The organism is Chromohalobacter canadensis (genome assembly GCF_034479555.1).
GTDB lineage: Bacteria > Pseudomonadota > Gammaproteobacteria > Pseudomonadales > Halomonadaceae > Chromohalobacter > Chromohalobacter canadensis.
Window position 1 is genome coordinate 3,334,854 of sequence record NZ_CP140151.1, and the last position, 22,239, is coordinate 3,357,092.

Consider the following 22,239-nt stretch of genomic DNA (forward strand, 5'->3'; position numbering starts at 1 on the left):
GAAGGCGTGGGCGGCGGCGTCTATTGGCGGGGCTTACTCGCCGCGTTGGCGCTGGCTCAGGACCGGCTTGAGCTTCTCGTTCATCTCGCGCATGGCCGTTTCGGTGGTCGGCCAGTCGATGCAGGCGTCGGTGATCGAAACGCCGTACTGCAGCTGCGAGCGATCCTCGGGGATCTTCTGGTTGCCCCAGCCGATGTGCGACTCGACCATCAGACCCATGATCGAGGTATTGCCCTCGAGGATCTGGTTGGCGATGTTGTCCATCACCAAGGGCTGCAGGGCCGGATCCTTGTTGGAGTTGGCGTGCGAGCAGTCGACCATGATGTTAGGGATCACGCCTGCCTTGCGCAGTTCCTTGTCGGCGAGGGTAACGCTGACGCTGTCGTAATTGGGCTTGCCGTTGCCACCGCGCAACACGATATGCCCGTAGGGGTTGCCGCGTGTGCGAATGACGGCGACCTGTCCACCTTGATCGATACCCAGGAAGTTATGGGGATGGGCAACGGACTTGAGCGCGTTGACCGCGACGTCGAGACTACCGTCGGTACCGTTCTTGAAGCCCACCGGCGACGAGAGGCCTGACGCCATCTCGCGGTGTGTCTGGGACTCGGTGGTGCGTGCCCCAATAGCCGACCAACTGATGCAATCTTGCAAATACTGCGGCGAGATGGGATCGAGCGCCTCAGTGGCCAGTGGTAGCCCCATTTCGGCAAGCTCGACCAGAAGGCGCCGGGCGGTGCGCAGCCCTTCCTGGATGTCGAAGGTGTCGTCGAGGTGCGGGTCGTTGATCAGACCCTTCCAGCCGACGGTAGTGCGCGGCTTCTCGAAATACACGCGCATGACCACGTACAGGTTATCGCTCACCTCGTCGGCCAACTGGCGTAGGCGGCGGGCGTAATCGCGAGCCGCGTCCACATCGTGGATCGAGCAGGGGCCGAGGACGACGACGAGACGCGGGTCGTCGCCGTCGAGAATCCGTTGAACGGTTCGGCGCCCTTCGAGTACCGTGCGCTCGGCCTCCTCGGAAAGGGGGATTTCACGCTTGAGCGCTTCGGGTGTGACCAGTACGTCCTGGGAAAGGACGTTAATGTTATTGACCTGCTGTTCTGACATTCCGCTACCTGTAGATATGTGTCGCGAAGGGCATCGGTTTCGCTTGCGAAGAAGCGCTACTATCGCTTGTCAGTGCTGGGAAAATCAATGTCGTGGCCGAACTTCTCGCCATGATGGTGGTCAATGCTCGGATGCCATCAGCGCATCCGCCGCTTTATCGTCTTGATGGGGCGGGCAGAAAAAGGAACACTAGGCATTACTTAAGTTAAGCAAGTGGATCGGCCACATGACCCTAGGTCTTCGTCCAATTTCATCCATTATCTCGATCATTCAGCGCCCTGTGGGCTCGACTGGAACATGATGACCACACAGCAGATACAATTTTCCTGCGCTGGCGCCGTTGTCGGCGCTTCGCTTTATAGTGCCTCCGGCATGGGGGAGGAATGAATGGGCACTAGGGAAACCGACCACCAGCTCGTCGAGCGTGCCCAGAAAGGAGATACCCGGGCTTTCGATCTCCTGGTCAAGAAGTACCAGCACAAGATTCTCGGCTTGATTGGACGTTATGTGCATGACCCCGCCGAAGTGCAGGATGTCGCTCAGGAAGCCTTCATCAAGGCATACCGCGCCTTGAGCAAGTTTCGCTCCGATAGCGCCTTTTATACGTGGATGTACCGCATCGCCATCAATACCGCCAAGAATCATCTCGTTTCTCGCGGTCGACGGCCGCCGGGCAGCGACATGGACATCGCGGATGCCGAGGTACTCGACCATAGCGGTCGCCTGTCCGATATTGAAACCCCGGAATCCGCCTTGCAGCGCGATCAGCTCGAGGCGGTGGTATTCGAGACTATCGAGAACCTGCCGGAAGATCTGCGGACCGCGATCACGTTGCGCGAGATGGACGGGCTCGCCTATGAAGACATCGCCAATATCATGCAATGCCCTGTGGGAACGGTGCGCTCGCGTATCTTCAGGGCGCGTGAGGCAGTGGACAAAGCCATCGAGCCGATGCTCAACACGCCGCGTCAGGCCGATGCAGCGGTCGAGTGATCATGTCGGGTGATAAAAAATTGTCGCTCGACGCATGCAAAAGTGAACTGTCCGGCGACTTTGACGTCTCAACGAGTACCAGTGGAATGAATGGGCGCTACTGCGTCAGGTGGGCAGGAAGCTCGTGCAAGGTATCAAAAAGGTGTTGCCACACGTGAACCGCTGCGTAGCGCCCAGTAGACGATGGGCATTCGTCTTCTCGAATGTGAGGGTGTAGGTATGAATCAGAACGTGCGAGAGTCCTTGTCCGCGCTGATGGATAATGAGGGCGACGAGCTTGAGATACGACGTGTCATGAGGTCGTTGCAAGACGCGCCCGAAGACGCCGAAACATGGCGACGTTATCACTTGGCGCGAAGCATGATGCAGCGTGATCGTGGTGTGAATGTCAGCGCCGATCTTTCTGCCGGTATCATGGAGCGCATTGCCGAAGAACCTGGCCAGCAGGAGGCGACGACACCCGACACGCGCCGTGCGGTGCCATTTTCATTCGCAGGCAGTGCCGCCATCGCAGCGGCGGTGTCGCTGATGGTCATTACCGGCGTTCAGGTGTATAACGCCAATTCGCCGAGTGGCGTCAGCGGTGAAGGTGCCGAGTTCGCCAGCGGTAACGCCTCTTCCGGTGAGACGTCTTCCGCCGAGGGCGGCGCCAGTGTGCAGCCAGCATCGCTGCAGAGTGCGCCCTCGGGAGGCAATGTTGGTGCTCGGTTAGCGAGCTTCGGTGGTGACGGCAGCGGGTTTTTGACGTCGTCGTCCGGCACGAATCCGGTATTTCCCAGCCTCGCGCCTTCGGGCCCCGGCGGTGCCATGGAAGCCAGCATGGACGCGTCGCTCTTTTCCGACTCGCCGCGTCAAACGTCACGCAGCGACCATGAACAGGCGCGACTGCTGCAGGCGTATTTGAACCAACAGCAGGCCGGTGGTTCGAGCGATGCTTGGATGTCGTCTTCTCGCGCATCCGATGGCTCGGGTGCCGAGGTGTCGAGTCAGCGTTAATTCCATGGCGTCTGTCGCCCCCGTGTGACGACACCGTCGAATCCGTGCCAAGGCGCGTCACCTGTTGTCAGGGGCGCGCCTTTTGTCGTTTTGCGCTTTGCCGATGCACTGGGTGGCAGGGGCTAAGCACGGTTACCAGGCAACTGGGCCGCGCATTGAGCTAGTGGCGTTGAACTAATTACGTTGTTCAGTGAACTCTTGTCCCGTTAGTGTATCAATGGAGTTGGCGGTGCTAGATTTCTTAGCCACCGTCCCATGGTAAGCCGGTAATGCGAACCGGCACCTCGTCAATGTGACTCCTCGTTTTGGTTAACGAGTTCACGCTTTTTATCAGGAGTCTTTTATGCAACGTCTCTCTCGTTATGTCACCCCACTGTTATTGGCGTTCGTTGCGTTATGCGCTGCGCAGTTCGCTCAGGCGCGAGAATTGCCGGACTTCACTCAATTGGTCGAAGACGCTGCGCCGGGCGTCGTCAACATTTCCACGACCAGTACGGTCGATACACGGGCCATGCAGGGCTCGCCGTTCGGTGAACAGGGCGTCCCCGATATCTTTCGCCACTTCTTCGGCGATCAGATGCCGCCCATGACGCCGAGGGCGCCCGGTCAGGGCAGTCAAGAGCGCCATTCATTGGGTTCGGGATTCGTGATCAGTCATGACGGCTATATCATGACCAACGCCCATGTGGTGGACGGTGCCGACGAGATCGTGGTTCGACTCAATGATCGTCGCGAGCTCGAGGCCACCCTGGTGGGCGCCGACAAGAAGACGGATGTCGCCGTACTCAAGGTCGATGCCGACGATTTGCCGACTCTCGACATGGGTAATTCAGACGACCTGGAGGTTGGCGAATGGGTCGCTGCCATCGGCTCGCCCTTCGGGTTCGATCATTCGGTCACCGCAGGCATCGTCAGTGCCATCAATCGCACCCTGCCGAGCGATGCTTACGTTCCCTTCATCCAGACTGACGTGGCGATCAATCCCGGCAATTCCGGCGGCCCCTTGTTCAATCTCGATGGCGAGGTCGTGGGGATCAACTCCCAGATCTACACCCGTAGCGGTGGATTCATGGGCGTTTCCTTCGCCATCCCGATCAACGTGGCAATGGATATCGCCGATCAGTTGAAAGACTCCGGACATGTCAGCCGTGGGTGGCTCGGGGTGGTGATCCAGCCCGTGTCGAACGACTTGGCGGAATCTTTCGGTCTTGATGATACGCGGGGTGCGTTGATTGCCGATGTCAGCGATGACAGCCCTGCCAGCGAGGCGGGCCTCAAGGCCGGCGATGTCGTGCTCTCGGTCGACGGCAAAGAGGTCGAGGACTCCACCACCTTGCCCCGTTTGGTGGGGCGTGTGTCGCCCGGCAATGACGTGACGCTGGACATCCTGCGTGATGGCGAGCCGCAGGAAGTCGAAGTCACCGTTGGCAACTGGCCGAAAGAGGGCCGCATGGCTTCTAGCCAACAGGACCCCGGAAACGACAGCCAATCGCGCCTGGGCGTCGCGGTCAGTGACCTCGACGATCAGATGCGCAGTCAACTCGACGTCGACAACGGTGTCGTGGTGCGTCAGCTCGACCCGCGTGGTGCAGCGGCGGCCGCCGGGATCGCGCGCGGCGACGTCATCGTCAACTTCGATAGCACCGCCATCGAGAACACCGATGACTTGATCGAGGCGGTGGAAAACGCGCCTACTGACCGCGCCATTCCGGTGCGTATCGTTCGCGAGGGGCGTTCACTGTTCGTGGCGCTGCGGCTGCAGCCCGCCGATGATTGATGCAGAGTCGGCGTGCCGACGCTAGCAATCGAGGCCCCGCTTCGTCGGGGCCTCGTCGTGTCGATCACACGCCCTCGCTGTCCATGGAAGGTGCTTGCCGGTACAATGCCTTTCAATTGAATTGTCCATCGGTCCGCGTACTCTCGCCTAGCAAGCTGCCTAGCTTGACCGGATCGTGTTTCTGACTCAGGTAGGACTTGATGAGCCGCGACGAAAATAACGCAACGCTTCCACTCATTCGCAATTTCTCCATTATTGCCCATATCGACCACGGCAAGTCGACGCTTTCCGACCGCATCATCCAGATCTGTGGCGGTTTGACAGAGCGCGAGACGAAGGAGCAGGTGCTCGACTCGATGGATCTCGAGCGTGAACGAGGCATTACCATCAAGGCTCAGTCCGTGACGCTGGACTACAAGGCCGAAGATGGTCAGGTCTATCAGCTCAACTTCATCGATACGCCGGGCCACGTCGACTTTTCCTATGAAGTGTCGCGCTCGCTTTATGCCTGCGAGGGCGCGCTGTTGGTGGTCGATGCGGCGCAAGGTGTCGAGGCGCAATCGGTGGCCAATTGCTACACGGCGGTGGAGCAAGGGCTCGAAGTCCTGCCGGTCCTCAACAAGATTGACCTGCCCCAGGCCGACCCCGATCGTGTGGCCCATGAGGTAGAGGAAATCATCGGCATCGATGCTACCGATGCCTGTCAGGTCTCTGCGAAGAGTGGCCTAGGCATGGAGGCCTTGCTCGAGCGTCTGGTGCGTGACGTACCGCCGCCCAAAGGCGATCCCGAGGCGCCATTGCAGGCGTTGATCGTCGATTCGTGGTTCGACAATTATCTGGGCGTGATTTCCCTGGTGCGCCTCTTCGACGGCACGATCAAGAAGGGCGACAAGATCCGCATGAAGTCCACCGAGCGGGCCTGGGAGGTCAGCGAAGTCGGTATCTTCACGCCCAAGCGCAAGCAAACCGGTGTCTTGCGTGCCGGTGAAGTCGGTTTCGTCGTGGCGGGTATCAAGGACATTCACGGCGCGCCGGTGGGTGACACCATCGTGCATGCCAAGGGGGGTGACGACGTCGCGCGCCTGCCTGGGTTCCAGAAGGTCAAACCCCAAGTTTATGCGGGCATGTTTCCGGTCAGCTCCGACGATTACGAAGACTTCCGCGATGCGCTGGAGAAGCTGGCCCTCAACGATGCGTCGCTGGGCTACGAGCCGGAGAATTCCGATGCATTAGGTTTCGGTTTCCGCGTCGGCTTCCTTGGCACCTTGCATATGGAGATCATCCAGGAACGTCTCGAGCGTGAGTACGACCTGGACCTTTTGACCACGGCGCCGACGGTCATCTACGAGCTGGTCATGAAGGATGGCGAGATACGTTACGTGTCCAACCCGTCCAAATTGCCGGACATGGCCGACATCGAAGAGATGCGCGAGCCTATCGTGCGTGCCAGCATCTTGGTGCCGCAGGAATACGTCGGCAATGTCATCACCGAGTGCGAACAGCGTCGCGGAACCCAGCTCGATATGCTGTTCCTGGGGAGTCAGATTCAGCTCACCTACGAATTGCCGATGAGCGAAGTGGTGATGGACTTCTTCGACCGCTTGAAGTCGATCTCCAAGGGCTATGCGTCGCTCGAATACAACTTCGAGCGTTTCGAAGCGGCCAATCTCGTGCGTCTCGACGTATTGATCAACGGTGACCGCGTCGATGCGCTCGCCACCATCGTGCATCGTGATCATGCCCATCCGCGTGGGCGCGCCTTGGTGGAAAAGATGAAAGAGCTGATCCCACGCCAGATGTTCGATGTTGCCATCCAGGCGACATTGGGCGGTCAGGTCGTATCGCGCTCGACCGTCAAGGCGCTGCGCAAGAACGTGACCGCCAAGTGTTACGGCGGCGACGTGACCCGCAAGCGGAAGTTGCTCGAAAAGCAAAAGGCAGGCAAAAAGCGCATGAAGCAGGTAGGTAAAGTGGAAATTCCCCAGGATGCCTTCCTTGCCGTCCTCAAGATGAATGATTAGGAATCATAGCCATGGATTTTTCGTTGTTGCTGGTGTTGGCGGTGGCCATCACCGGCGTTGTCTGGCTGGTTGATATCGTATGGTGGCGGCGAGCCCGCCGTGCTCGTCTGGAGAAGGCCGAATCACAAGTCGACGGTGGGCTGGATACCGCCACGCGGGGCAAGTTAGGCAAGGAACCCTGGGCGGTGGATTATGCGCGTTCCTTCTTTCCCGTGCTGCTGATCGTGCTGGTGCTGCGGAGTTTCGTGGTCGAGCCGTTTCAAATTCCTTCCGGCTCGATGCGCCCGACACTCAAGGTCGGGGATTTCATCCTGGTCAACAAGTTCACCTACGGGCTGCGGCTACCCGTCATCAATACCAAGGTCGTCGATGTCGGCGAGCCCGAGCGGGGGGATGTCATGGTGTTTCGCTTCCCGGACGATCCCTCGGTCGACTTCATCAAGCGTGTTATCGGCTTGCCGGGGGACCGCATTCGCTATGAAGACAAGCAGCTTTACGTCAACGATGAGCCGGTCAGCAAGTCGGTGATGGACGACGACATCAAGGCGGCGCCTGGCGAAGAACAGTTCGAGGAGCAATTGGATGGCGTGGCGCACGCCATTTATAACAATCCCGACGATCCCGGTCCGCAAATGCGTGAGGTCGTGGTGCCGGACGGCCAGTATTTCATGATGGGCGACAACCGGGACCACTCCAACGATAGCCGCTATTGGGGCTTCGTGCCGGAAGAAAATATCGTGGGCAAGGCGTTCGCGGTGTGGATGCACTGGGATAGCGGCTTGCCGAGTTTCTCTAGTGTCAGAGTCATCGAATGAACCATACTCTTGAATGACTCATACTGGGGGAGAGCCATGCTCTCCGCCGCTTCACCCAGAACAGATGAAAAAGGCAGTGTCGTGAGTAGCCCTTTGCACGCCCTCAGTAAACGAATCGGTTACCAGTTTCGTGATACCGCGCGGCTTGAGTTGGCGGTGACCCATCGTAGCTATGGAGGTAAGAATAACGAGCGCCTGGAATTTTTGGGTGACTCCATCGTCAACTTCGTGATCGGTGAAGCGCTTTTCCAGCGCTTTCCCCAAGCGCGAGAAGGTCAGTTGTCGCGTTTGCGCGCGCGCTTGGTGAAAGGACAGACCCTGGCCGAGCTGGCGCGCGAGTTCGAGCTGGGCGAATGCCTGCGACTCGGCTCCGGCGAGATGAAAAGCGGTGGTTACCGACGCGACTCGATTCTCGCCGATGGCGTGGAAGCGCTGATCGGTGCCATCTATCTCGATGCAGGCATGGACGTCGCCAAGGCGCGGGTGCTGTCGTGGTACGCAACGCGCCTGGAAGCGCTCGATCTACAGGACAATCAGAAAGACCCCAAGACGCGCCTGCAGGAATTTTTGCAGTCTCGGCAATCGGCGTTGCCGCGTTATGAAGTGGTCTCGGTCGAAGGCGAAGCGCACGCGCAGGTCTTTACCATCGAGTGTCATGTAGAGATGCTTGAGGATCATATGCTGGGCGTCGGTTCCAGCCGCCGCCACGCCGAACAGCAAGCCGCCGAAAAGGCGCTGGAAATACTCGAACCTTCCCAGAGCAAACACGCATGACGCAACACTGTGGTTTCGTGGCCATCGTTGGCCGCCCCAATGTCGGCAAGTCGACACTGATGAACCGGATTCTCGGGCAGAAGATCTCGATCACCTCGCGGCGTCCGCAAACGACGCGCCATCAGGTGATGGGCATCAAGACCGAGGAAGACACCCAGTTCATCTATGTCGATACACCGGGCATGCACATTCAGACGCGAGATCGCAACAAGGCGATCAACCGCTTCATGAATCAGGCAGCCACGCACGCCCTGCGTGATATCGACTGCGTGATCTTCATCGTCGACCGCACCAAGTGGACCGAGGAAGACGACGTGGTCCTCGAGAAGCTCAGCAACGTGCCGGCACCGGTGATCCTGGCCGTCAACAAGGTCGACTGGCTCGAGGACAAGAGCAGTCTGCTGCCGTGGCTGGATAGCGTGAGCAAGAAGCGCGAATTCGCGGCCGTGGTGCCCCTCTCGGCCAAGAACGGCACCAACGTGCCCGAGCTTGAAGCCGAAGTCGCCCAACGCTTGCCGGAAAGCGTGCATTACTTTTCGGAAGACCAGGTCACGAACAAGAGCCAGCGCTTCCTGGCCTCCGAGTTGGTGCGCGAGAAGGTCATGCGTCAGCTCGGTGACGAGTTGCCGTATCAGATGACCGTCGAGATCGAGGAATTCAAGGATGACGGCAAGACGCTGCACATCAGTGCCTTGATTCTGGTCGAGCGCTCGGGTCAGAAGAAAATCTTGATCGGTGACCAAGGCGAACGCATCAAGAACATCGGCCGCGAAGCCCGTCTGGAGATGGAGCGTGCCTTCGATGCCAAGGTCATGCTCAACCTGTGGGTGAAGGTCAAGCGGGGGTGGTCCGACGACAACCGCGCCCTGAAGAGCTTGGGTTACGATCTCGACTGATGGCGCTTGCCATGGCGCATGGATGCTGCGATGACGCCTGAACCGGCCTTTTTACTGCATAAGCGTCCCTACCGTGAGACCAGTGCTATCGTCGAGTTGCTGACGCTCACGCAGGGGCGTGTGCGTGCCGTCGCCCAAGGCGTGCAACGCGGCGGCAGCAAAGCGCGCGGGGTTCTGCAGCCGTATTCCCCTCTGCACGTCACCTGGAGTGGCAACGGCGAGCTCAAGCGTTTGCGGCTGCTCGAAAGCCAGGGCAGCACGGCCTTGTTGGCCGGAGAAGGGTTGCTGTGTGGATTTTACGCCAACGAACTCATGGCGCGGGTATTGCCGCTAGAGTATCCGGTGGGGGAGGTGTTCTCGCATTACGCGCTGACGCTCGAAGCCTTGCCATCGCCGGCCAAGCGGGCGGGAGCGTTGAGGCGCCTGGAAATCACTCTTCTGGAGAGTCTCGACATGGCGCCCCGTTTCGTCGATGAGCACGAGGCCCCGCTGGACGCCTTCACGCATTATCTGTACCACGCCGAGCGTCATTGCTTTCGTGCCGTTGCTCCCGGACAGGGCGGCATCGACGGCCGCAGCCTCAAGTGGTTGGCGCGGGGCGACTGGGAAGAACCGGGCCTGGCAGGCGTTGCCAAGCATGTCACGCGCGCGGCCTTGGCGCCCTTGCTGGGTGAGCGCCCCCTGCGCTCGCGAGAGTTGATGCGGCGACTGGCCGAGCGTCGACGCACCTCCTGACGATTTTTCATCTTCTTCTTATTTCAATTTCTTATCGAAAGGACATCACCATGCATCCGCCACGTATCCTGTTGGGCGTCAATATCGATCATATCGCCACGCTGCGCCAGGCGCGGGGGACACGCTATCCCGATCCCGTGCAGGCCGCCATGCTGGCCGAAGAAGCCGGCGCTGATAGCATTACCCTGCATCTGCGTGAGGATCGCCGTCATATCCAGGAGCGCGACGTGCGCGTGCTGGCCGAAACGCTGGCCACGCGTATGAACCTGGAAATGGCCGTGACCGAGGAGATGATCGCCTTCGCCGAGGCATTGCGTCCCGCCAATGTCTGCCTGGTGCCCGAGCAGCGCGAAGAGCTCACCACCGAAGGCGGGCTCGATGTCGTGGGCGCTTGCGAGCGTGTGGGTGAGGCTTGCCGGCGCCTGGGTGCGGCGGGCTGCGAGGTGTCGTTGTTCATCGACCCCGAGCCCGCTCAGATCCAGGCCGCGTTCGAGTTGGGCGCGCCGACCGTCGAGCTGCATACCGGAGCGTATGCCGAGGCCAGCGGCGACGCACAGCGTATCGAGTACCAGCGCCTGGTGGCGGCGGCCGAGATGGCGTTCGAACTAGGGCTGACGGTCAACGCCGGTCACGGGCTGCATTACCACAACGTCGAGGCCATTGCCGCGATTCCCGGCGTTCACGAGCTGAACATCGGGCATGCCATTATCGCGCGGGCGTTGTTCGTGGGCCTCAAAGAGGCCGTGGCGGAAATGAAGCGTCTCGCGATTGCCGGGCAGGAAGCCGGGGTCATGGCGCAGATCGACGCCCACGAGCACAGCCATGACCACGACCACGAGCATGATGACACCGACGAGTGCTGCGGCGGTTGATTCTGCGTTTCTTAGGCCTCGTCTGAAAAGTCGACGAGCGATGATCAGACAAGGCAAAAATTGGTGAAAAGACGGAGTTTACAGGTCGTAAATGAGTACTTTGAGCCGATTTTTAACACCGTCTGATCGAGCGCAGGCACTTTTCAGACAGTGCCTAGTGCTCGGTCTGCCAGTGCTGGGCCTGCCACTCGCGTAGCCGCGTAATAGCAGTCTGAAGCGAAGTGTAGAGGCCCTCGCAGGCCTCTAGCCCCTGGGCCTTGAAGCGAGTTTCCAGCGTCTCCGCCAACAAGGCCAGTTGTGGCACCCCGCAGTAGCGACAGGCGCCATTGAGGCGGTGGACCTGCTCATGGAAAGCCTCGGCGTCCTGGGCAACCCAGGCGGCGTGAATCGCCTGCTCGGATTCATCCAAATGCTCGAAAAGCAGGGAGAGCATGTCGTGTGCCAGCGCTTCGCGCCCACCGGCCATGCGCATACCAAGCTGCATGTCGACCACCGGTAATTCATCTCCAGCGGTATCGCCCTGGGCTTCTTGCGTCGCTGCCTCGTCGGGTGATGGCGAGGGAAGCGCCGCGGGGCGAGTGTCGGACGCGGCGGGCTCGACGGTCTCGCCCAGATGACGCTCGAGCAGGGTGTCCAGCGCTGGCTCGCGGATCGGCTTGATCAAGCAGTCGCTCATGCCATCGCGCAGTAACTGCTGGCGTTCCTCTTCGAGAGCATGCGCCGTCAGTGCCACGATGGGGCGCCGCTGCCAGTCGCCGCCAAGCGCGCGGAGCGCTTTCATGGCGTCCACACCGTTCATGCCGGGCATCTGGATGTCCATCAAGACCAAGGAAATGGACTCGCCATGCGCCATTGCCAGCGCTTCCTCGCCGCTTCCTGCGAGTAGCGGCGTCAAGCCGCGGTCCTGCAACAGCTCCTTGACCAGCAAGCGGTTGGAGGGCGTGTCATCGACGACCAGCACCTTGCCCGCCAGCGTGGATGAGGGCGCCTCCACCACTGCGCTCGCCCGCTCGCGTTCGCTCGTCAGCAAGGCATTGATGGCGTTCCCCAGCCCGCGCCGCGAAACAGGCTTGGTGGTGATCTCGCCACCGTAGGGAAGCGTCAGGTCGGGGAGCTCGAAGGGGTCGGCATTGACCAGCAGTAGTCCCGGGCATGCGCACTGATCCAACACCTCGCGCCAGGCAGTGAGCTCCCGGGGGCGTAGATCGTCTTGAGTTAGCCCCAGCACCAATAGATCGATCTCGGGTGGTGGGGTCGTGCAGGCATCCCGCGAGGGCAGTGACACGACGCGGGCATCCCAGCGCTCGAGCAGATGCGTAAAGGTGCGTCGGCTGGCGGAGTGGGCTTCGAACAAGCCGACGCGATAGCCGCCCAGGTTCAATTCGGGAAGGCGCTCGCGTTGTTGCGTGGCGATCAGCGTCAGCGAAAACGTGAAGGTCGTGCCTTCTCCGCTTTCGCTTTCGACGTCGATTTCACCGCCCATCTGCTCCACCAAGCGCTTGCTGATCATCAGCCCCAAGCCGGTGCCGCCGTATTTGCGCGAGCGGCTGGCATCGCCTTGGCTGAAGGCTTGGAACAGCCGTTCGCGACTCGCCAGGTCGAGGCCGATGCCGGTATCGCGGACGCTGATACGCAGCTTGGTGCTGGTGGCACTGAGATCATCGAGCATGACGCGGACCACGACCTCGCCGCGTTCGGTGAATTTCACGGCGTTATTGACCAGATTGGTGAGTACCTGCTTGATGCGTAACGGATCGCCCAGCAGCTGGTCGGGCACATCGTCGTAGACCAGACCCAGCAAGTGCAGGCTCTTGCGCTGCGCGTTGGGAGCCTGGAGGCCAAGCACTTCGTCGACCAAGGTCACCATGTCCACCGGCACGGTTTCCAGTTCGAGCTTACCGGCCTCGATCTTGGAGAAATCCAGCACATCGCTGATCAGCGAAAGCAGATTGTCCGAGGCCGTTTGTACCTGCTCGAGCCATTCGCGCTGGCGACTGTCCAGAGCGCTGCGTCCGAGCAGTTGGCAGAACCCGATGATGCCGTTGAGTGGCGTGCGAATTTCATGGCTGATATTGGCGAGAAACTGGGACTTGATGCGATTGGCTTCCAACGCGCGACGGTGGGCCATGTCGAGTTCGATGTTCTTGACCTCAATGGTTTCCATCGACTCGCGCAGGTCGAAGGTCGTCTGATCGATCTGCGCCTGGGTGTCCTCGCGCAGACGCATCATGTGATCGCCCAGGGCGTTGAGCTGGTGCCCCAGCGTTGCCAGTTCACGCGCGCCACGAGGCGCAAGGCGGGCGCTGTAATCGCCGCCGTTGAGGCGTTCGAGCAGGTCGATCTGATGTTGTAGCGGCCTGGTCAAACGGCGGCTCAGCGGGTAGACGACCAAGAACAGCAGCAGGCCCAGCACCAATCCGGCCATGCCGTGGCCGGCTAGTTGGCGATAAAAAGCCAGCGTCAGCGCCGTGGTCCCCAGATCGACATCGAGCCAGTAGGCTGTGGCCTCGTCCGGCGCATCCTGATCCGTATTGACCGTGCCCAAGGGTTGCAGCCAGCGCCAGCGTTGCGCGTTCTCCTGCAAGGTGCCCTGGGCCGGCATCGGCCGGTCGGGGGCGTGCTGCGTTTCGCCGAGGCTGAGCACGGGGTCGCCATCTTCGTCGCGAATGCTGACGGCGTCGATCTCATCGATATCCAGCAGGCGTTGGGCCAGTTGGCGGAGATGTTCGTCACGCGCTTCATCGAGCGCCAGCGTAAAAGCCGGCGCCAGCGTCGTGGTGACATCGGCGATGCGCGTGGCGAGTGCCTGACGCGCCTCCTGGCGTCCGGCATAGATGTCATACGTCCCATAGGCGATCCCCACGCCCAGTGGCAGACCCAGCAATAAAAGCAGCAAGCGCAGCCTTAGTGACATTCCGACCGCTCCCTTCGTGTTCATCATCGGCAGTATGCCACACTCAGTGGGTTCGCCTGTCGCTGACGGGCCGTCCCGGATATAATTGGACGCATTGAATAGTCGACGAATGCGTTTTGATGCGACGCGCATCGCAAAGGATGAACCCATGCAATTTCCCACTCTCGCGGATGTGGTCGGCCACACGCCGCTGGTCCGTTTGACCCGGCTGCAGGCAGGGCGTAACAACACGTTATTGGCCAAGCTCGAGGGCAACAATCCGGCGGGCTCGGTCAAGGACCGCCCGGCGCTCTCGATGCTTGGAGAAGCCGAGGCACGTGGCGAGATCAGCCCCGGCGATACCCTGATCGAAGCAACCTCGGGCAACACCGGCATCGCACTGGCCATGGCGGCGGCGATCAAGGGATACCGCATGACCTTGATCATGCCCGAGAGCGCTTCCAGCGAGCGCAAGCAGGCGATGGCCGCTTATGGCGCGACGTTGATCGAGGTCAGTAAGGATGCGGGCATGGAAGGCGCGCGCGACCTGGCGGACGAGATGATCGCGCGTGGCGAGGGTAAGCCGCTCAACCAGTTCGCCAATACCGACAATCCCTTGTCTCACTATCGCACCACCGGGCCGGAGCTCTGGGAGCAGACCGGCGGGCAAATTACCCATTTCGTCAGCTCGATGGGCACCACCGGCACCATCATGGGTGTCTCGCAGTATCTCAAGGAACGCCGCGACGACATTCAGATTGTCGGCCTGCAACCCGCCGATGGCGCCAGTATCGCCGGCATTCGACGCTGGCCGCATGAGTACTTGCCGCGCATTTTCGATGCCTCGCGGGTCGACGTCACGTTGGATATCGGCCAGCAGGAAGCCGAGGAGCATATGCGTTTGCTCGCCCGCGAAGAAGGCATTCTGGCAGGTGTCTCCTCCGGCGGCGCGCTGGCGGGAGCGTTGCGCATCGCCGAGCAGGTGGAAAACGCGGTGATCGTGTTCATCGTCTGCGATCGTGGCGACCGTTACCTGTCCACCGGCCTTTTCGCCCCGGAGCGCTAAGATGGCGATGCTGGGCAAACGGCGCCCACCGCGCGCCGCCACGGGTCGAGTGCGTCGGGAAAGCGGGGCACATGCGCCACCCCGTGGCGAGGCGGCAGATACGTTGACCATCGAGCGCTTGGCGCATGATGGGCGCGGCGTGGCACGCGACCCGCATGGCAAGACGGTGTTCGTCGATCAGGCGCTCCCCGGCGAGCGTGTGCGCATCGCCGTGCATCGTCAGCGCAAGCGCTTCGACGAGGCGCATGTCGTCGAGTGTCTCGAACCTTCCCCACAGCGGGTGACACCGCCTTGCATGTATTACGGGCGTTGCGGCGGTTGTGACTTGCAGCACTTGGCACTCGAGGAGCAGCGCACTCATAAGCAGCGTACGCTCGAAGAATTGTTCACGCGTCAGGGGCTCGACCTCCCCGCGATGCAACGCTTGGTCGGCGAGGGGCTGGGCTATCGGCGTCGTGCGCGCCTGGGCGTCAAATGCGATGCCGAGGGAACGCCGCATCTCGGGTTTCGCGCCCGGGGCAGTGAACACTTGGTCGACATCGATCACTGCATGGTGCTCGAGCCCATACTGGCGGACTTGATCGCCCCGCTGCGCGAATGCCTGACCACGCTGGAGGCGCCGCGACGCGTCGGTCACATCGAACTGCTCGCCACGGCCGAAGGCGCCTGTGTGGTGATACGTCAGTTGCGCGATGTCCCCGGGGACGAAACCCGCTGGCAACGTTTCGCCGCCGAACGCGACATCACGCTGATCTGGCAGGTGGGGCGCGATTCGCCCACGCAACGCTGGCTGCACGCGCCGTTTGGCGAGACGCTGCATGTCACGCTGGCGCTGGACGACACCACCTTGCAACTAGGATGCGCGCCGGGCGATTTCCTACAAATCAACGCCGAGGTTAATGCCCAACTAGTGCGCACGGCGCTACGCTGGCTTGCACCTCAAGGGCACGAACGGGTGCTCGACCTGTTCGCTGGCGTAGGTAATTTCACCTTGGCGTTATCGCCGCATGTGGCCGCGATCAGCGGCATTGAAGGCAGCCCGGCGATGGTTGAGCGCCTTGCCGACAACGCGCGCCGTGCCGGCTTGCACCATGTCGAGGCACATCAGGCCGATCTGGCCACGCGCATGCCCGATGTCGAAAATGTCGATTGGGTCGTGCTCGACCCACCGCGTGGCGGTGCCGAAGCGCTGTGCCGGGGGCTCGCCGAGCATCCGGTGGAAAAGGTGCTGTATGTTTCGTGCGATCCTGCTGCGCTGGCGCGGGATACGGCACATCTTGTGCAAGGTGGCTACCGCATCGAACGTGCCGCGGTGGTCGATATGTTTCCGCATACCGCGCACTTGGAGTCCATGCTGTTACTGACCCGCGAGGTATCGCGCGGTCGGTCCATGTCCGCAGAAAGGGAAGATCATGGTCAAGGTCCGTGAAGACCAACCGTTGACGCCGGCCGGCGAGGTCGATATCGCATTGTGGTTGAAGCGCCTCCAGGATGATGTCGTGCTGCGCGATATCGAGGAGATGCGCCAGGCCTGCGAACTTGCCCGGCATCTGGCCTATAACGCCGAGAAACCTCACCACAACTGGGCCGAACCGGCCTCTAGCTTCCGCACCGGTCTGGAAATGGCCGATATTCTCGGCGAACTCAAGCTCGATCAGTCGATTCTCGAGGCGGCGGTACTGTACCGCGTGGTACGCGAGGGGTTGATCACGCTGGAGGCCATCGAAAAGCGCTTCGGCGCGGAAGTGGCTTCGCTGATCGACGGCGTGTTGCACATGGCTGCGATCAGCCAACTGCAGGCGCCACGCCAGGGGTTATCGCAGCACAACCAGCAGGAAAATCTGCGCAAGATGCTGGTGGCGATGGTCGACGACGTACGCGTGGCCTTGATCAAGATTGCCGAACGTACCTGTGCGCTGCGCATGGTGCGCGACGCGCCGCGCGACAAGCGTCTGCGGGTGGCGCGCGAGGTCTTCGATATCTACGCGCCGCTGGCACACCGCCTGGGTATCGGGCAGCTCAAGTGGGAGCTCGAGGACCTGTCGTTCCGCTATCTGCAAGAGAGCGACTATAAGGCCATCGCCAAGCAGCTGGCCGAGAAACGCCTCGACCGCGACCGCTACATCCATGACGTGGTGGAAACCATCAAGGGGCTGCTCGATCAGCAAGGCATCAAGCAATACGATGTCGACGGCCGTGCCAAGCATATCTACTCGATCTGGCGCAAAATGCAGCGCAAGCACATCGACTTCTCGCAGGTCTACGACGTGCGCGCGGTGCGCATTCTGGTGCCGGAAGTCGCCGACTGCTACACCGCGCTGGGCATCGTGCATTCGAGCTGGCATCACGTGCCGCATGAATTCGACGATTACATCGCCAACCCCAAGCGCAATGGCTACCAATCGCTGCACACGGCGGTGATCGGCCCCGAGAACAAGGTGCTGGAGATCCAGATCCGTACCTTCTCCATGCATGAGGAGGCCGAGCTCGGTGTCTGTGCCCACTGGCGTTACAAGGGGCACGATGTCGACTCGAAAAGCCGTAGCTACGAGGAGAAGATCGCCTGGCTGCGCCAGGTGCTCGAATGGCAGGAGGAAGTCGGCGAGCTGGGCGACCTGCGCGAGGGCCTTTCCAGCGACGTGGCGCCGGATCGTATCTACGTCTTCACCCCGGATGGCCATGTCATCGACATGCCCAAGATCGCCACGCCCATCGACTTCGCCTACCGCGTGCATACCGAGGTTGGTCATCTGTGTCGGGGCGCCAAGGTCGATGGCCGCATCGTACCGTTGACGTATCAGCTCGAGACCGGGCAGCAGGTCGAGATTCTCACCGCCACCAAGGGCGGGCCGAGCCGCGACTGGCTCAATCCCAACCTGGGTTTCGTCAAGACCTCGCGGGCGCGGGCCAAGATCCAGGCATGGTTCAAGTACCAGGCGCGCAGTCAGAACATCGAGGAAGGTCGCACCCTGTTCGAGAAGGCGTTTCGGCGCTTGGACATCGAGGGCGTAGATTTCGACGCCTTGGCGCAAGCCGTCAATTACCAGACGGTCGACGACATGTATGCCGCTATCGGCGGCGGTGACCTGCGCATCGGACAGGTGTTGCACCAAGCGCAGCAACTTTTCGGCGATACCGACGATCAGGAGCAGCTCGACCGCCTGTTGGCCAAGCCCGGTCGCTCGTCCAAAGCGGCGGTGGACGACATCACCGTGCTGGGCGTCGGTAATCTCAAGACCTCGATGGCCAATTGCTGCCACCCGGTACCCGGCGATCAGATCGTCGGCTATATCACCCAAGGGCGTGGTGTGACCATCCATCGCCAGGATTGCCCCAATATCCTGCAACTACGTGCCGAGGAGCCGCGCCGCATCGTCGATGTCGAGTGGGGCAATGCCAGCGCTCAGTACCCGGTGGATATCGAGATCGAAGCCTGGGACCGTTCGGGATTGCTGCGTGATGTCACGCATATTCTCACCAGTGATCGCATCAATGTGCTGTCGGTCAATACGCTGACCGATAAGCACGATAACCTGGCGCGTATGAAGATCACCCTGGAAGTCGATGGCCTCGAGGCCTTGGAGCGCATCTTTTCGCGAATTCAGCAGCTCCCCAACGTCATCGACGTCAAGCGGCTGCGCAGTGGAGGAGGCAAGACGGCATGAGAGAGGCATCCGCGCGTTACGGGCTCGACGATCTTTTGAGGTTGATGGCGGTGTTGCGAGACACCGATCAAGGTTGCCCCTGGGACGTCAAGCAGGACTGGGACAGCATCGTCCCGCACACCCTGGAAGAAGCCTACGAGGTGGCCGATGCCATCGAGCGCCGCGCCTTCGACGAGCTGCCCGGCGAGTTGGGCGATTTACTGTTTCAGGTCGTCTACTACAGCCAGTTTGCGCGAGAAGAAGGGCGCTTCGATTTTCACGATGTCGTCGACGTGCTGACCGCCAAGATGGTGGCGCGCCATCCGCATGTTTTCCCCGAAGGAACGCTTGAATCGCGGCGTCCGGTCGGTGTGTCGGCCGACGAGGTCGAGACGGCGGGCGTCAAGGCTCGCTGGGAGGCCCTCAAGGCGCAGGAGCGCGAGACGCGCCAGGCGGTATCGGTACTCGATGATGTGCCGCGCACGCTGCCCGCTCTGTCGCGTGGCGCCAAGCTCTCCAAACGCGCCGCGCGGGTCGGCTTCGAGTGGCCCGATGCCCAAGGCGTGTATGACAAGATCCGCGAGGAGCTGGCGGAAGTCGAGGAAGCCGCGGATCATCAAGATGCCGATCATGTACGCGAGGAAATCGGCGACTTGCTGTTCGCCGTCACCAATCTGGCAAGGCGCTTCGATGTCGATCCCGAGCGCGCGCTACGCGAAGCCAACGGCAAGTTCGAGCGCCGCTTTCGTCATGTAGAAAGTGCGCTGGCGGAGCGGGGCTATTCTCTCGAGGCCTCCTCCCTCGACGAAATGGAGCGTCACTGGCAAGCCGCCAAGCGCGGCGAAACCTCGGTGTCCTGAGAGGGAACATCCGTTGTGGGTGTCGGCGTGCCCGGGTAATGTAGTCAAGACAACAACTTGCCATGTCGGTCACTGCGGTGACCGGCACATCCACCACGGAGGGCATCATGAGTCACGACTTGCATGAATCGCTGCGCGACAACGTCCGCATCCTCGGCGATAGCCTAGGGCGCACCATTGCCGATGACCTGGGCGATGGCTTCGTCGATAAGATCGAGACCATTCGCAGCCTGGCCAAGCAAGGGCGCCAGGAAGACAGCGAAGGCCGCCGTGAATTGATCGAATACCTGCGCGCGCTGCCCGAGCAGGATTTGCTGCCGGTGACGCGTGCCTTCAACCAGTTTCTCAACTTCTCCAATATCGCCGAGCAGCATTACCGCGCGCGCTTTCGTCGTGTCGAGGACTACAAGCCCGGCACTCAGCCCGATCTCGGCGAGTTGTTCGAGCGTATTCGCAGCGCCGGCCATGCGCCGCGCAAGTTGGTCGAGACGTTGGCCGCCATGCGCGTGGAGCTGGTGCTCACCGCGCATCCCACCGAGGTCATCCGGCGCACGCTGATCCGCAAGTACGACGCTATAGACGAGTGCCTGACCACCATGGAAGGCGCCACTGAGCGCGAGGAGATTGCTGGCCGCGCGCGGGGCCGGCTCGAGGAACTGATCAGCCAGGCCTGGCACACCGACGAGATTCGCCACGAGCGCCCGACCCCGGTGGACGAAGCCAAATGGGGCTTCGCGGTGATCGAGAATTCGTTGTGGCAAGCGGTGCCCGATTTCCACCGTGAGCTCGACGATCTCTTGTTGGCCTCCGCCGGTGAACGCTTACCGCTGGATGCCGCGCCGCTGCGTTTCGCGTCGTGGATGGGCGGCGACCGCGACGGCAACCCCAACGTCACCGGGCGGGTCACCGAGGAGGTCCTGCTGCTGGGTCGCTGGATGGCCGCCGATCTCTACGCGCGTGACCTGTTGCGCCTCAAGTCCGAGCTCTCGATGTGGAAGGCCAACAGCGCGTTGCGCGCCGAGGTCGGCAGTGACCCGGAGCCGTATCGGGCCTTGCTCAAGCGCTTGCTGGCGCGGGTCGAGGCGACGCGCGACTGGGCCAAGGCGCGTCTCGACGGGCGCCCCTTCGACACCGATATCCCGATCATCGAAACGCGCGATCAGCTCTATGCGCCGCTGTTGTCCTGCTATCGCTCGTTGTGCGACATGGGCCTGGATACCATCGCCAATGGTAGCCTGCTGGATACCCTACGGCGCGTGGCGGTGTTCGGTGTCTCGCTGACCAAACTGGATATCCGCCAGGAATCCAGCCGCCATGCCCAGGTCTTCGACGAGCTCAGTGAATGCCTGGGCCTGGGCCGCTACCGCGAGTGGGATGAAGAGCAGCGACAGGCGTTCCTGCTCGAAGAACTGGAATCGCCACGTCCGTTGATTCCCCGGCGCTGGGACTGCTCGGCGGAAACCCGCGAGGTCATTGACACCTTCCGGGTCATCGCCCGCGAACACCGCGAGGCGCTGGGTACTTATGTCATCTCCATGGCGGGGCAGCCGTCCGATGTGCTGGCGGTAGCGCTGTTGATGAAGGAAGTCGGTGGCGACATGCATCTCCCTATCGCGCCGCTGTTCGAGACCCTCGACGACCTCAATCGCGCTGGTGATGTCATCGCGCGATTGTTGTCGTTGCCCGGTTATCGACGCATGGCCGGCGATGGCCAGGAAGTCATGATCGGCTATTCGGACTCGGCCAAGGACGCCGGCCAGTTGGCTGCTGCCTGGGCACAGTACCGCGCCCAGGAGCAATTGGTCGGCATCTGCCGCGAGCACGGCGTCGCGTTGACGCTATTCCATGGGCGTGGCGGTACCGTGGGGCGTGGCGGCGGTCCGGCGCATGCGGCGATTCTCTCGCAGCCGCCGGGCTCCGTGAACGGTAGCCTGCGGGTCACCGAGCAGGGTGAAATGATCCGCTTCAAGTTCGGTCAGCCGGACATCGCCCTGCGTTCCATGGAAATCTATGCCTGTGCAGTGCTCGAAGCCACACTGCTGCCGCCGCCCGATCCCGAACCGGTGTGGCGCGAGGAAATGGACCGGCTGTCCGATATCGCGCATCGTGCCTATGTCGGCGTGGTGCGCGAGGATCCCGATTTCGTGCCGTATTTCCGCTCGGTGACGCCGGAAAGTGCGCTCGGCCGTCTGCCGCTGGGGTCGCGTCCCGCGAAGCGTCGCCAGGAGGGCGGCGTAGAATCGTTGCGCGCGATTCCCTGGATCTTTGCCTGGACCCAGACCCGGCTGATGCTGCCGGCCTGGCTGGGCAGTGGCGAAGCCTTCGCCACGCGTCTCGCCGAACCAGACGGCCGCGAGCGCTTGCGCGACATGCGCGCACGTTGGCCGTTCTTCGGCACCTATCTGGATATGCTCGAGATGCTGCTGGCCAAGGCCGACCCCGACATTGCCGCCTATTATGAGCGCCGCCTGGTCGACGAGCCGGCGCTGCAAGCCTTGGGCAAATCGCTGCGCCAGCGCTTGTCACATCTGGAAACGGCGCTGCTGGATATCCTCGATCAAGATGAACTGCTCGAGCACACGCCGTTGATTCGCCAAGCCATCGAGGTCCGAAACCCCTATATCGATCCCTTGCATGGCCTACAGGCGGAGCTTCTACAGCGTAACCGCGACGCCGACGGTGCGATCAGTCCCGAGCTGTCGCGGGCGCTGATGGTGACCATGGCGGGTATCGCGGCGGGTCTGCGCAATACCGGGTGAGTGCTGTTTCGTCTTGCGCCGAGCG

16 protein-coding genes are annotated in these 22,239 nt (G+C 61.5%); 14 read left to right on the plus strand and 2 right to left on the minus strand.

Annotated elements, in window-relative coordinates; all coding sequences use genetic code 11:
• Window positions 1-33: 33 nt before the first annotated feature.
• Window positions 34-1,113: a 3-deoxy-7-phosphoheptulonate synthase gene (locus SR908_RS15495; protein WP_246921096.1), complete on the minus strand. Its 1,080-nt coding sequence runs from the start codon at window positions 1,111-1,113 to the stop codon at window positions 34-36.
• 387 nt (window positions 1,114-1,500) lie between these two features.
• Here SR908_RS15495 and rpoE point away from each other — a divergent pair, with 387 nt between their 5' ends.
• The 9 genes from rpoE to pdxJ all read left to right on the plus strand — a co-directional run bounded on the left by rpoE (window position 1,501) and on the right by pdxJ (window position 10,992).
• Window positions 1,501-2,106, plus strand: a complete 606-nt coding sequence (gene rpoE / locus SR908_RS15500; RefSeq protein WP_246921094.1) for an RNA polymerase sigma factor RpoE — start codon at window positions 1,501-1,503, stop codon at window positions 2,104-2,106.
• A gap of 219 nt (window positions 2,107-2,325) precedes the next feature.
• Complete coding sequence (locus SR908_RS15505) at window positions 2,326-3,102, plus strand: sigma-E factor negative regulatory protein (RefSeq protein ID WP_246921091.1); 777 nt, start codon at window positions 2,326-2,328, stop codon at window positions 3,100-3,102.
• Window positions 3,103-3,445: 343 nt separating this feature from the next.
• The gene (locus SR908_RS15510) at window positions 3,446-4,879 is read left to right on the plus strand and encodes a DegQ family serine endoprotease (RefSeq protein WP_246921089.1); all 1,434 of its coding nucleotides are present in this window, start codon (window positions 3,446-3,448) and stop codon (window positions 4,877-4,879) included.
• A gap of 200 nt (window positions 4,880-5,079) precedes the next feature.
• The gene (gene lepA, locus SR908_RS15515) at window positions 5,080-6,900 is read left to right on the plus strand and encodes a translation elongation factor 4 (protein WP_097023283.1); all 1,821 of its coding nucleotides are present in this window, start codon (window positions 5,080-5,082) and stop codon (window positions 6,898-6,900) included.
• Between the two features lie 11 nt (window positions 6,901-6,911).
• Window positions 6,912-7,715 carry a signal peptidase I gene (gene lepB, locus SR908_RS15520; protein WP_246921087.1) on the plus strand — a complete coding sequence of 268 codons (804 nt, stop codon included), beginning with the start codon at window positions 6,912-6,914 and terminating at the stop codon, window positions 7,713-7,715.
• Window positions 7,716-7,796: 81 nt separating this feature from the next.
• On the plus strand, window positions 7,797-8,489 hold the full coding sequence (gene rnc, locus SR908_RS15525) for a ribonuclease III (protein WP_097023285.1): 693 nt from the start codon (window positions 7,797-7,799) through the stop codon (window positions 8,487-8,489).
• On the plus strand, window positions 8,486-9,385 hold the full coding sequence (gene era, locus SR908_RS15530) for a GTPase Era (protein ID WP_097023286.1): 900 nt from the start codon (window positions 8,486-8,488) through the stop codon (window positions 9,383-9,385). Before rnc ends, era begins: the two co-directional genes overlap by 4 nt.
• 30 nt (window positions 9,386-9,415) lie before the next feature.
• Window positions 9,416-10,120 carry a DNA repair protein RecO gene (gene recO / locus SR908_RS15535; RefSeq protein ID WP_097023287.1) on the plus strand — a complete coding sequence of 235 codons (705 nt, stop codon included), beginning with the start codon at window positions 9,416-9,418 and terminating at the stop codon, window positions 10,118-10,120.
• A 50-nt stretch (window positions 10,121-10,170) separates the two neighbouring features.
• Window positions 10,171-10,992 (plus strand): pyridoxine 5'-phosphate synthase, encoded by an 822-nt coding sequence (gene pdxJ, locus SR908_RS15540; protein WP_246921085.1) that lies wholly within the window; start codon window positions 10,171-10,173, stop codon window positions 10,990-10,992.
• 154 nt (window positions 10,993-11,146) lie between these two features.
• Here pdxJ and SR908_RS15545 read toward each other — a convergent pair whose 3' ends face one another.
• On the minus strand, window positions 11,147-13,906 hold the full coding sequence (locus tag SR908_RS15545; protein ID WP_246921083.1) for an ATP-binding protein: 2,760 nt from the start codon (window positions 13,904-13,906) through the stop codon (window positions 11,147-11,149).
• Window positions 13,907-14,054: 148 nt separating this feature from the next.
• On the opposite strand from SR908_RS15545, the gene cysM reads away from it, so the two are divergent.
• The 5 genes from cysM to ppc all read left to right on the plus strand — a co-directional run bounded on the left by cysM (window position 14,055) and on the right by ppc (window position 22,214).
• The gene (gene cysM / locus SR908_RS15550) at window positions 14,055-14,951 is read left to right on the plus strand and encodes a cysteine synthase CysM (protein ID WP_246921081.1); all 897 of its coding nucleotides are present in this window, start codon (window positions 14,055-14,057) and stop codon (window positions 14,949-14,951) included.
• Window position 14,952: 1 nt separating this feature from the next.
• Complete coding sequence (gene rlmD, locus SR908_RS15555) at window positions 14,953-16,380, plus strand: 23S rRNA (uracil(1939)-C(5))-methyltransferase RlmD (RefSeq protein WP_246921079.1); 1,428 nt, start codon at window positions 14,953-14,955, stop codon at window positions 16,378-16,380.
• Window positions 16,364-18,616, plus strand: a complete 2,253-nt coding sequence (relA, locus tag SR908_RS15560) for a GTP diphosphokinase (protein ID WP_178998220.1) — start codon at window positions 16,364-16,366, stop codon at window positions 18,614-18,616. The genes rlmD and relA overlap by 17 nt, the downstream gene beginning before the upstream one ends.
• A complete protein-coding gene (gene mazG / locus SR908_RS15565) occupies window positions 18,613-19,455 on the plus strand; it encodes a nucleoside triphosphate pyrophosphohydrolase (RefSeq protein WP_246921077.1) in 843 nt (280 codons plus the stop codon). Before relA ends, mazG begins: the two co-directional genes overlap by 4 nt.
• Window positions 19,456-19,562: 107 nt before the next feature.
• The gene (ppc, locus tag SR908_RS15570) at window positions 19,563-22,214 is read left to right on the plus strand and encodes a phosphoenolpyruvate carboxylase (RefSeq protein ID WP_246921075.1); all 2,652 of its coding nucleotides are present in this window, start codon (window positions 19,563-19,565) and stop codon (window positions 22,212-22,214) included.
• Window positions 22,215-22,239: the final 25 nt, after the last annotated feature.

Bases quoted from the DNA above. Each gene is read 5' to 3' on its own strand.
- SR908_RS15495 (WP_246921096.1), bottom strand. From the start codon at position 1,113: ATGTCAGAACAGCAGGTCAATAACATTAACGTCCTTTCCCAGGACGTA.
- rpoE (WP_246921094.1), top strand. From the start codon at position 1,501: ATGGGCACTAGGGAAACCGACCACCAGCTCGTCGAGCGTGCCCAGAAA.
- SR908_RS15505 (WP_246921091.1), top strand. From the start codon at position 2,326: ATGAATCAGAACGTGCGAGAGTCCTTGTCCGCGCTGATGGATAATGAG.
- SR908_RS15510 (WP_246921089.1), top strand. From the start codon at position 3,446: ATGCAACGTCTCTCTCGTTATGTCACCCCACTGTTATTGGCGTTCGTT.
- lepA (WP_097023283.1), top strand. From the start codon at position 5,080: ATGAGCCGCGACGAAAATAACGCAACGCTTCCACTCATTCGCAATTTC.
- lepB (WP_246921087.1), top strand. From the start codon at position 6,912: ATGGATTTTTCGTTGTTGCTGGTGTTGGCGGTGGCCATCACCGGCGTT.
- era (WP_097023286.1), top strand. From the start codon at position 8,486: ATGACGCAACACTGTGGTTTCGTGGCCATCGTTGGCCGCCCCAATGTC.
- recO (WP_097023287.1), top strand. From the start codon at position 9,416: ATGACGCCTGAACCGGCCTTTTTACTGCATAAGCGTCCCTACCGTGAG.
- pdxJ (WP_246921085.1), top strand. From the start codon at position 10,171: ATGCATCCGCCACGTATCCTGTTGGGCGTCAATATCGATCATATCGCC.
- SR908_RS15545 (WP_246921083.1), bottom strand. From the start codon at position 13,906: ATGTCACTAAGGCTGCGCTTGCTGCTTTTATTGCTGGGTCTGCCACTG.
- cysM (WP_246921081.1), top strand. From the start codon at position 14,055: ATGCAATTTCCCACTCTCGCGGATGTGGTCGGCCACACGCCGCTGGTC.
- rlmD (WP_246921079.1), top strand. From the start codon at position 14,953: ATGGCGATGCTGGGCAAACGGCGCCCACCGCGCGCCGCCACGGGTCGA.
- relA (WP_178998220.1), top strand. From the start codon at position 16,364: ATGGTCAAGGTCCGTGAAGACCAACCGTTGACGCCGGCCGGCGAGGTC.
- mazG (WP_246921077.1), top strand. From the start codon at position 18,613: ATGAGAGAGGCATCCGCGCGTTACGGGCTCGACGATCTTTTGAGGTTG.
- ppc (WP_246921075.1), top strand. From the start codon at position 19,563: ATGAGTCACGACTTGCATGAATCGCTGCGCGACAACGTCCGCATCCTC.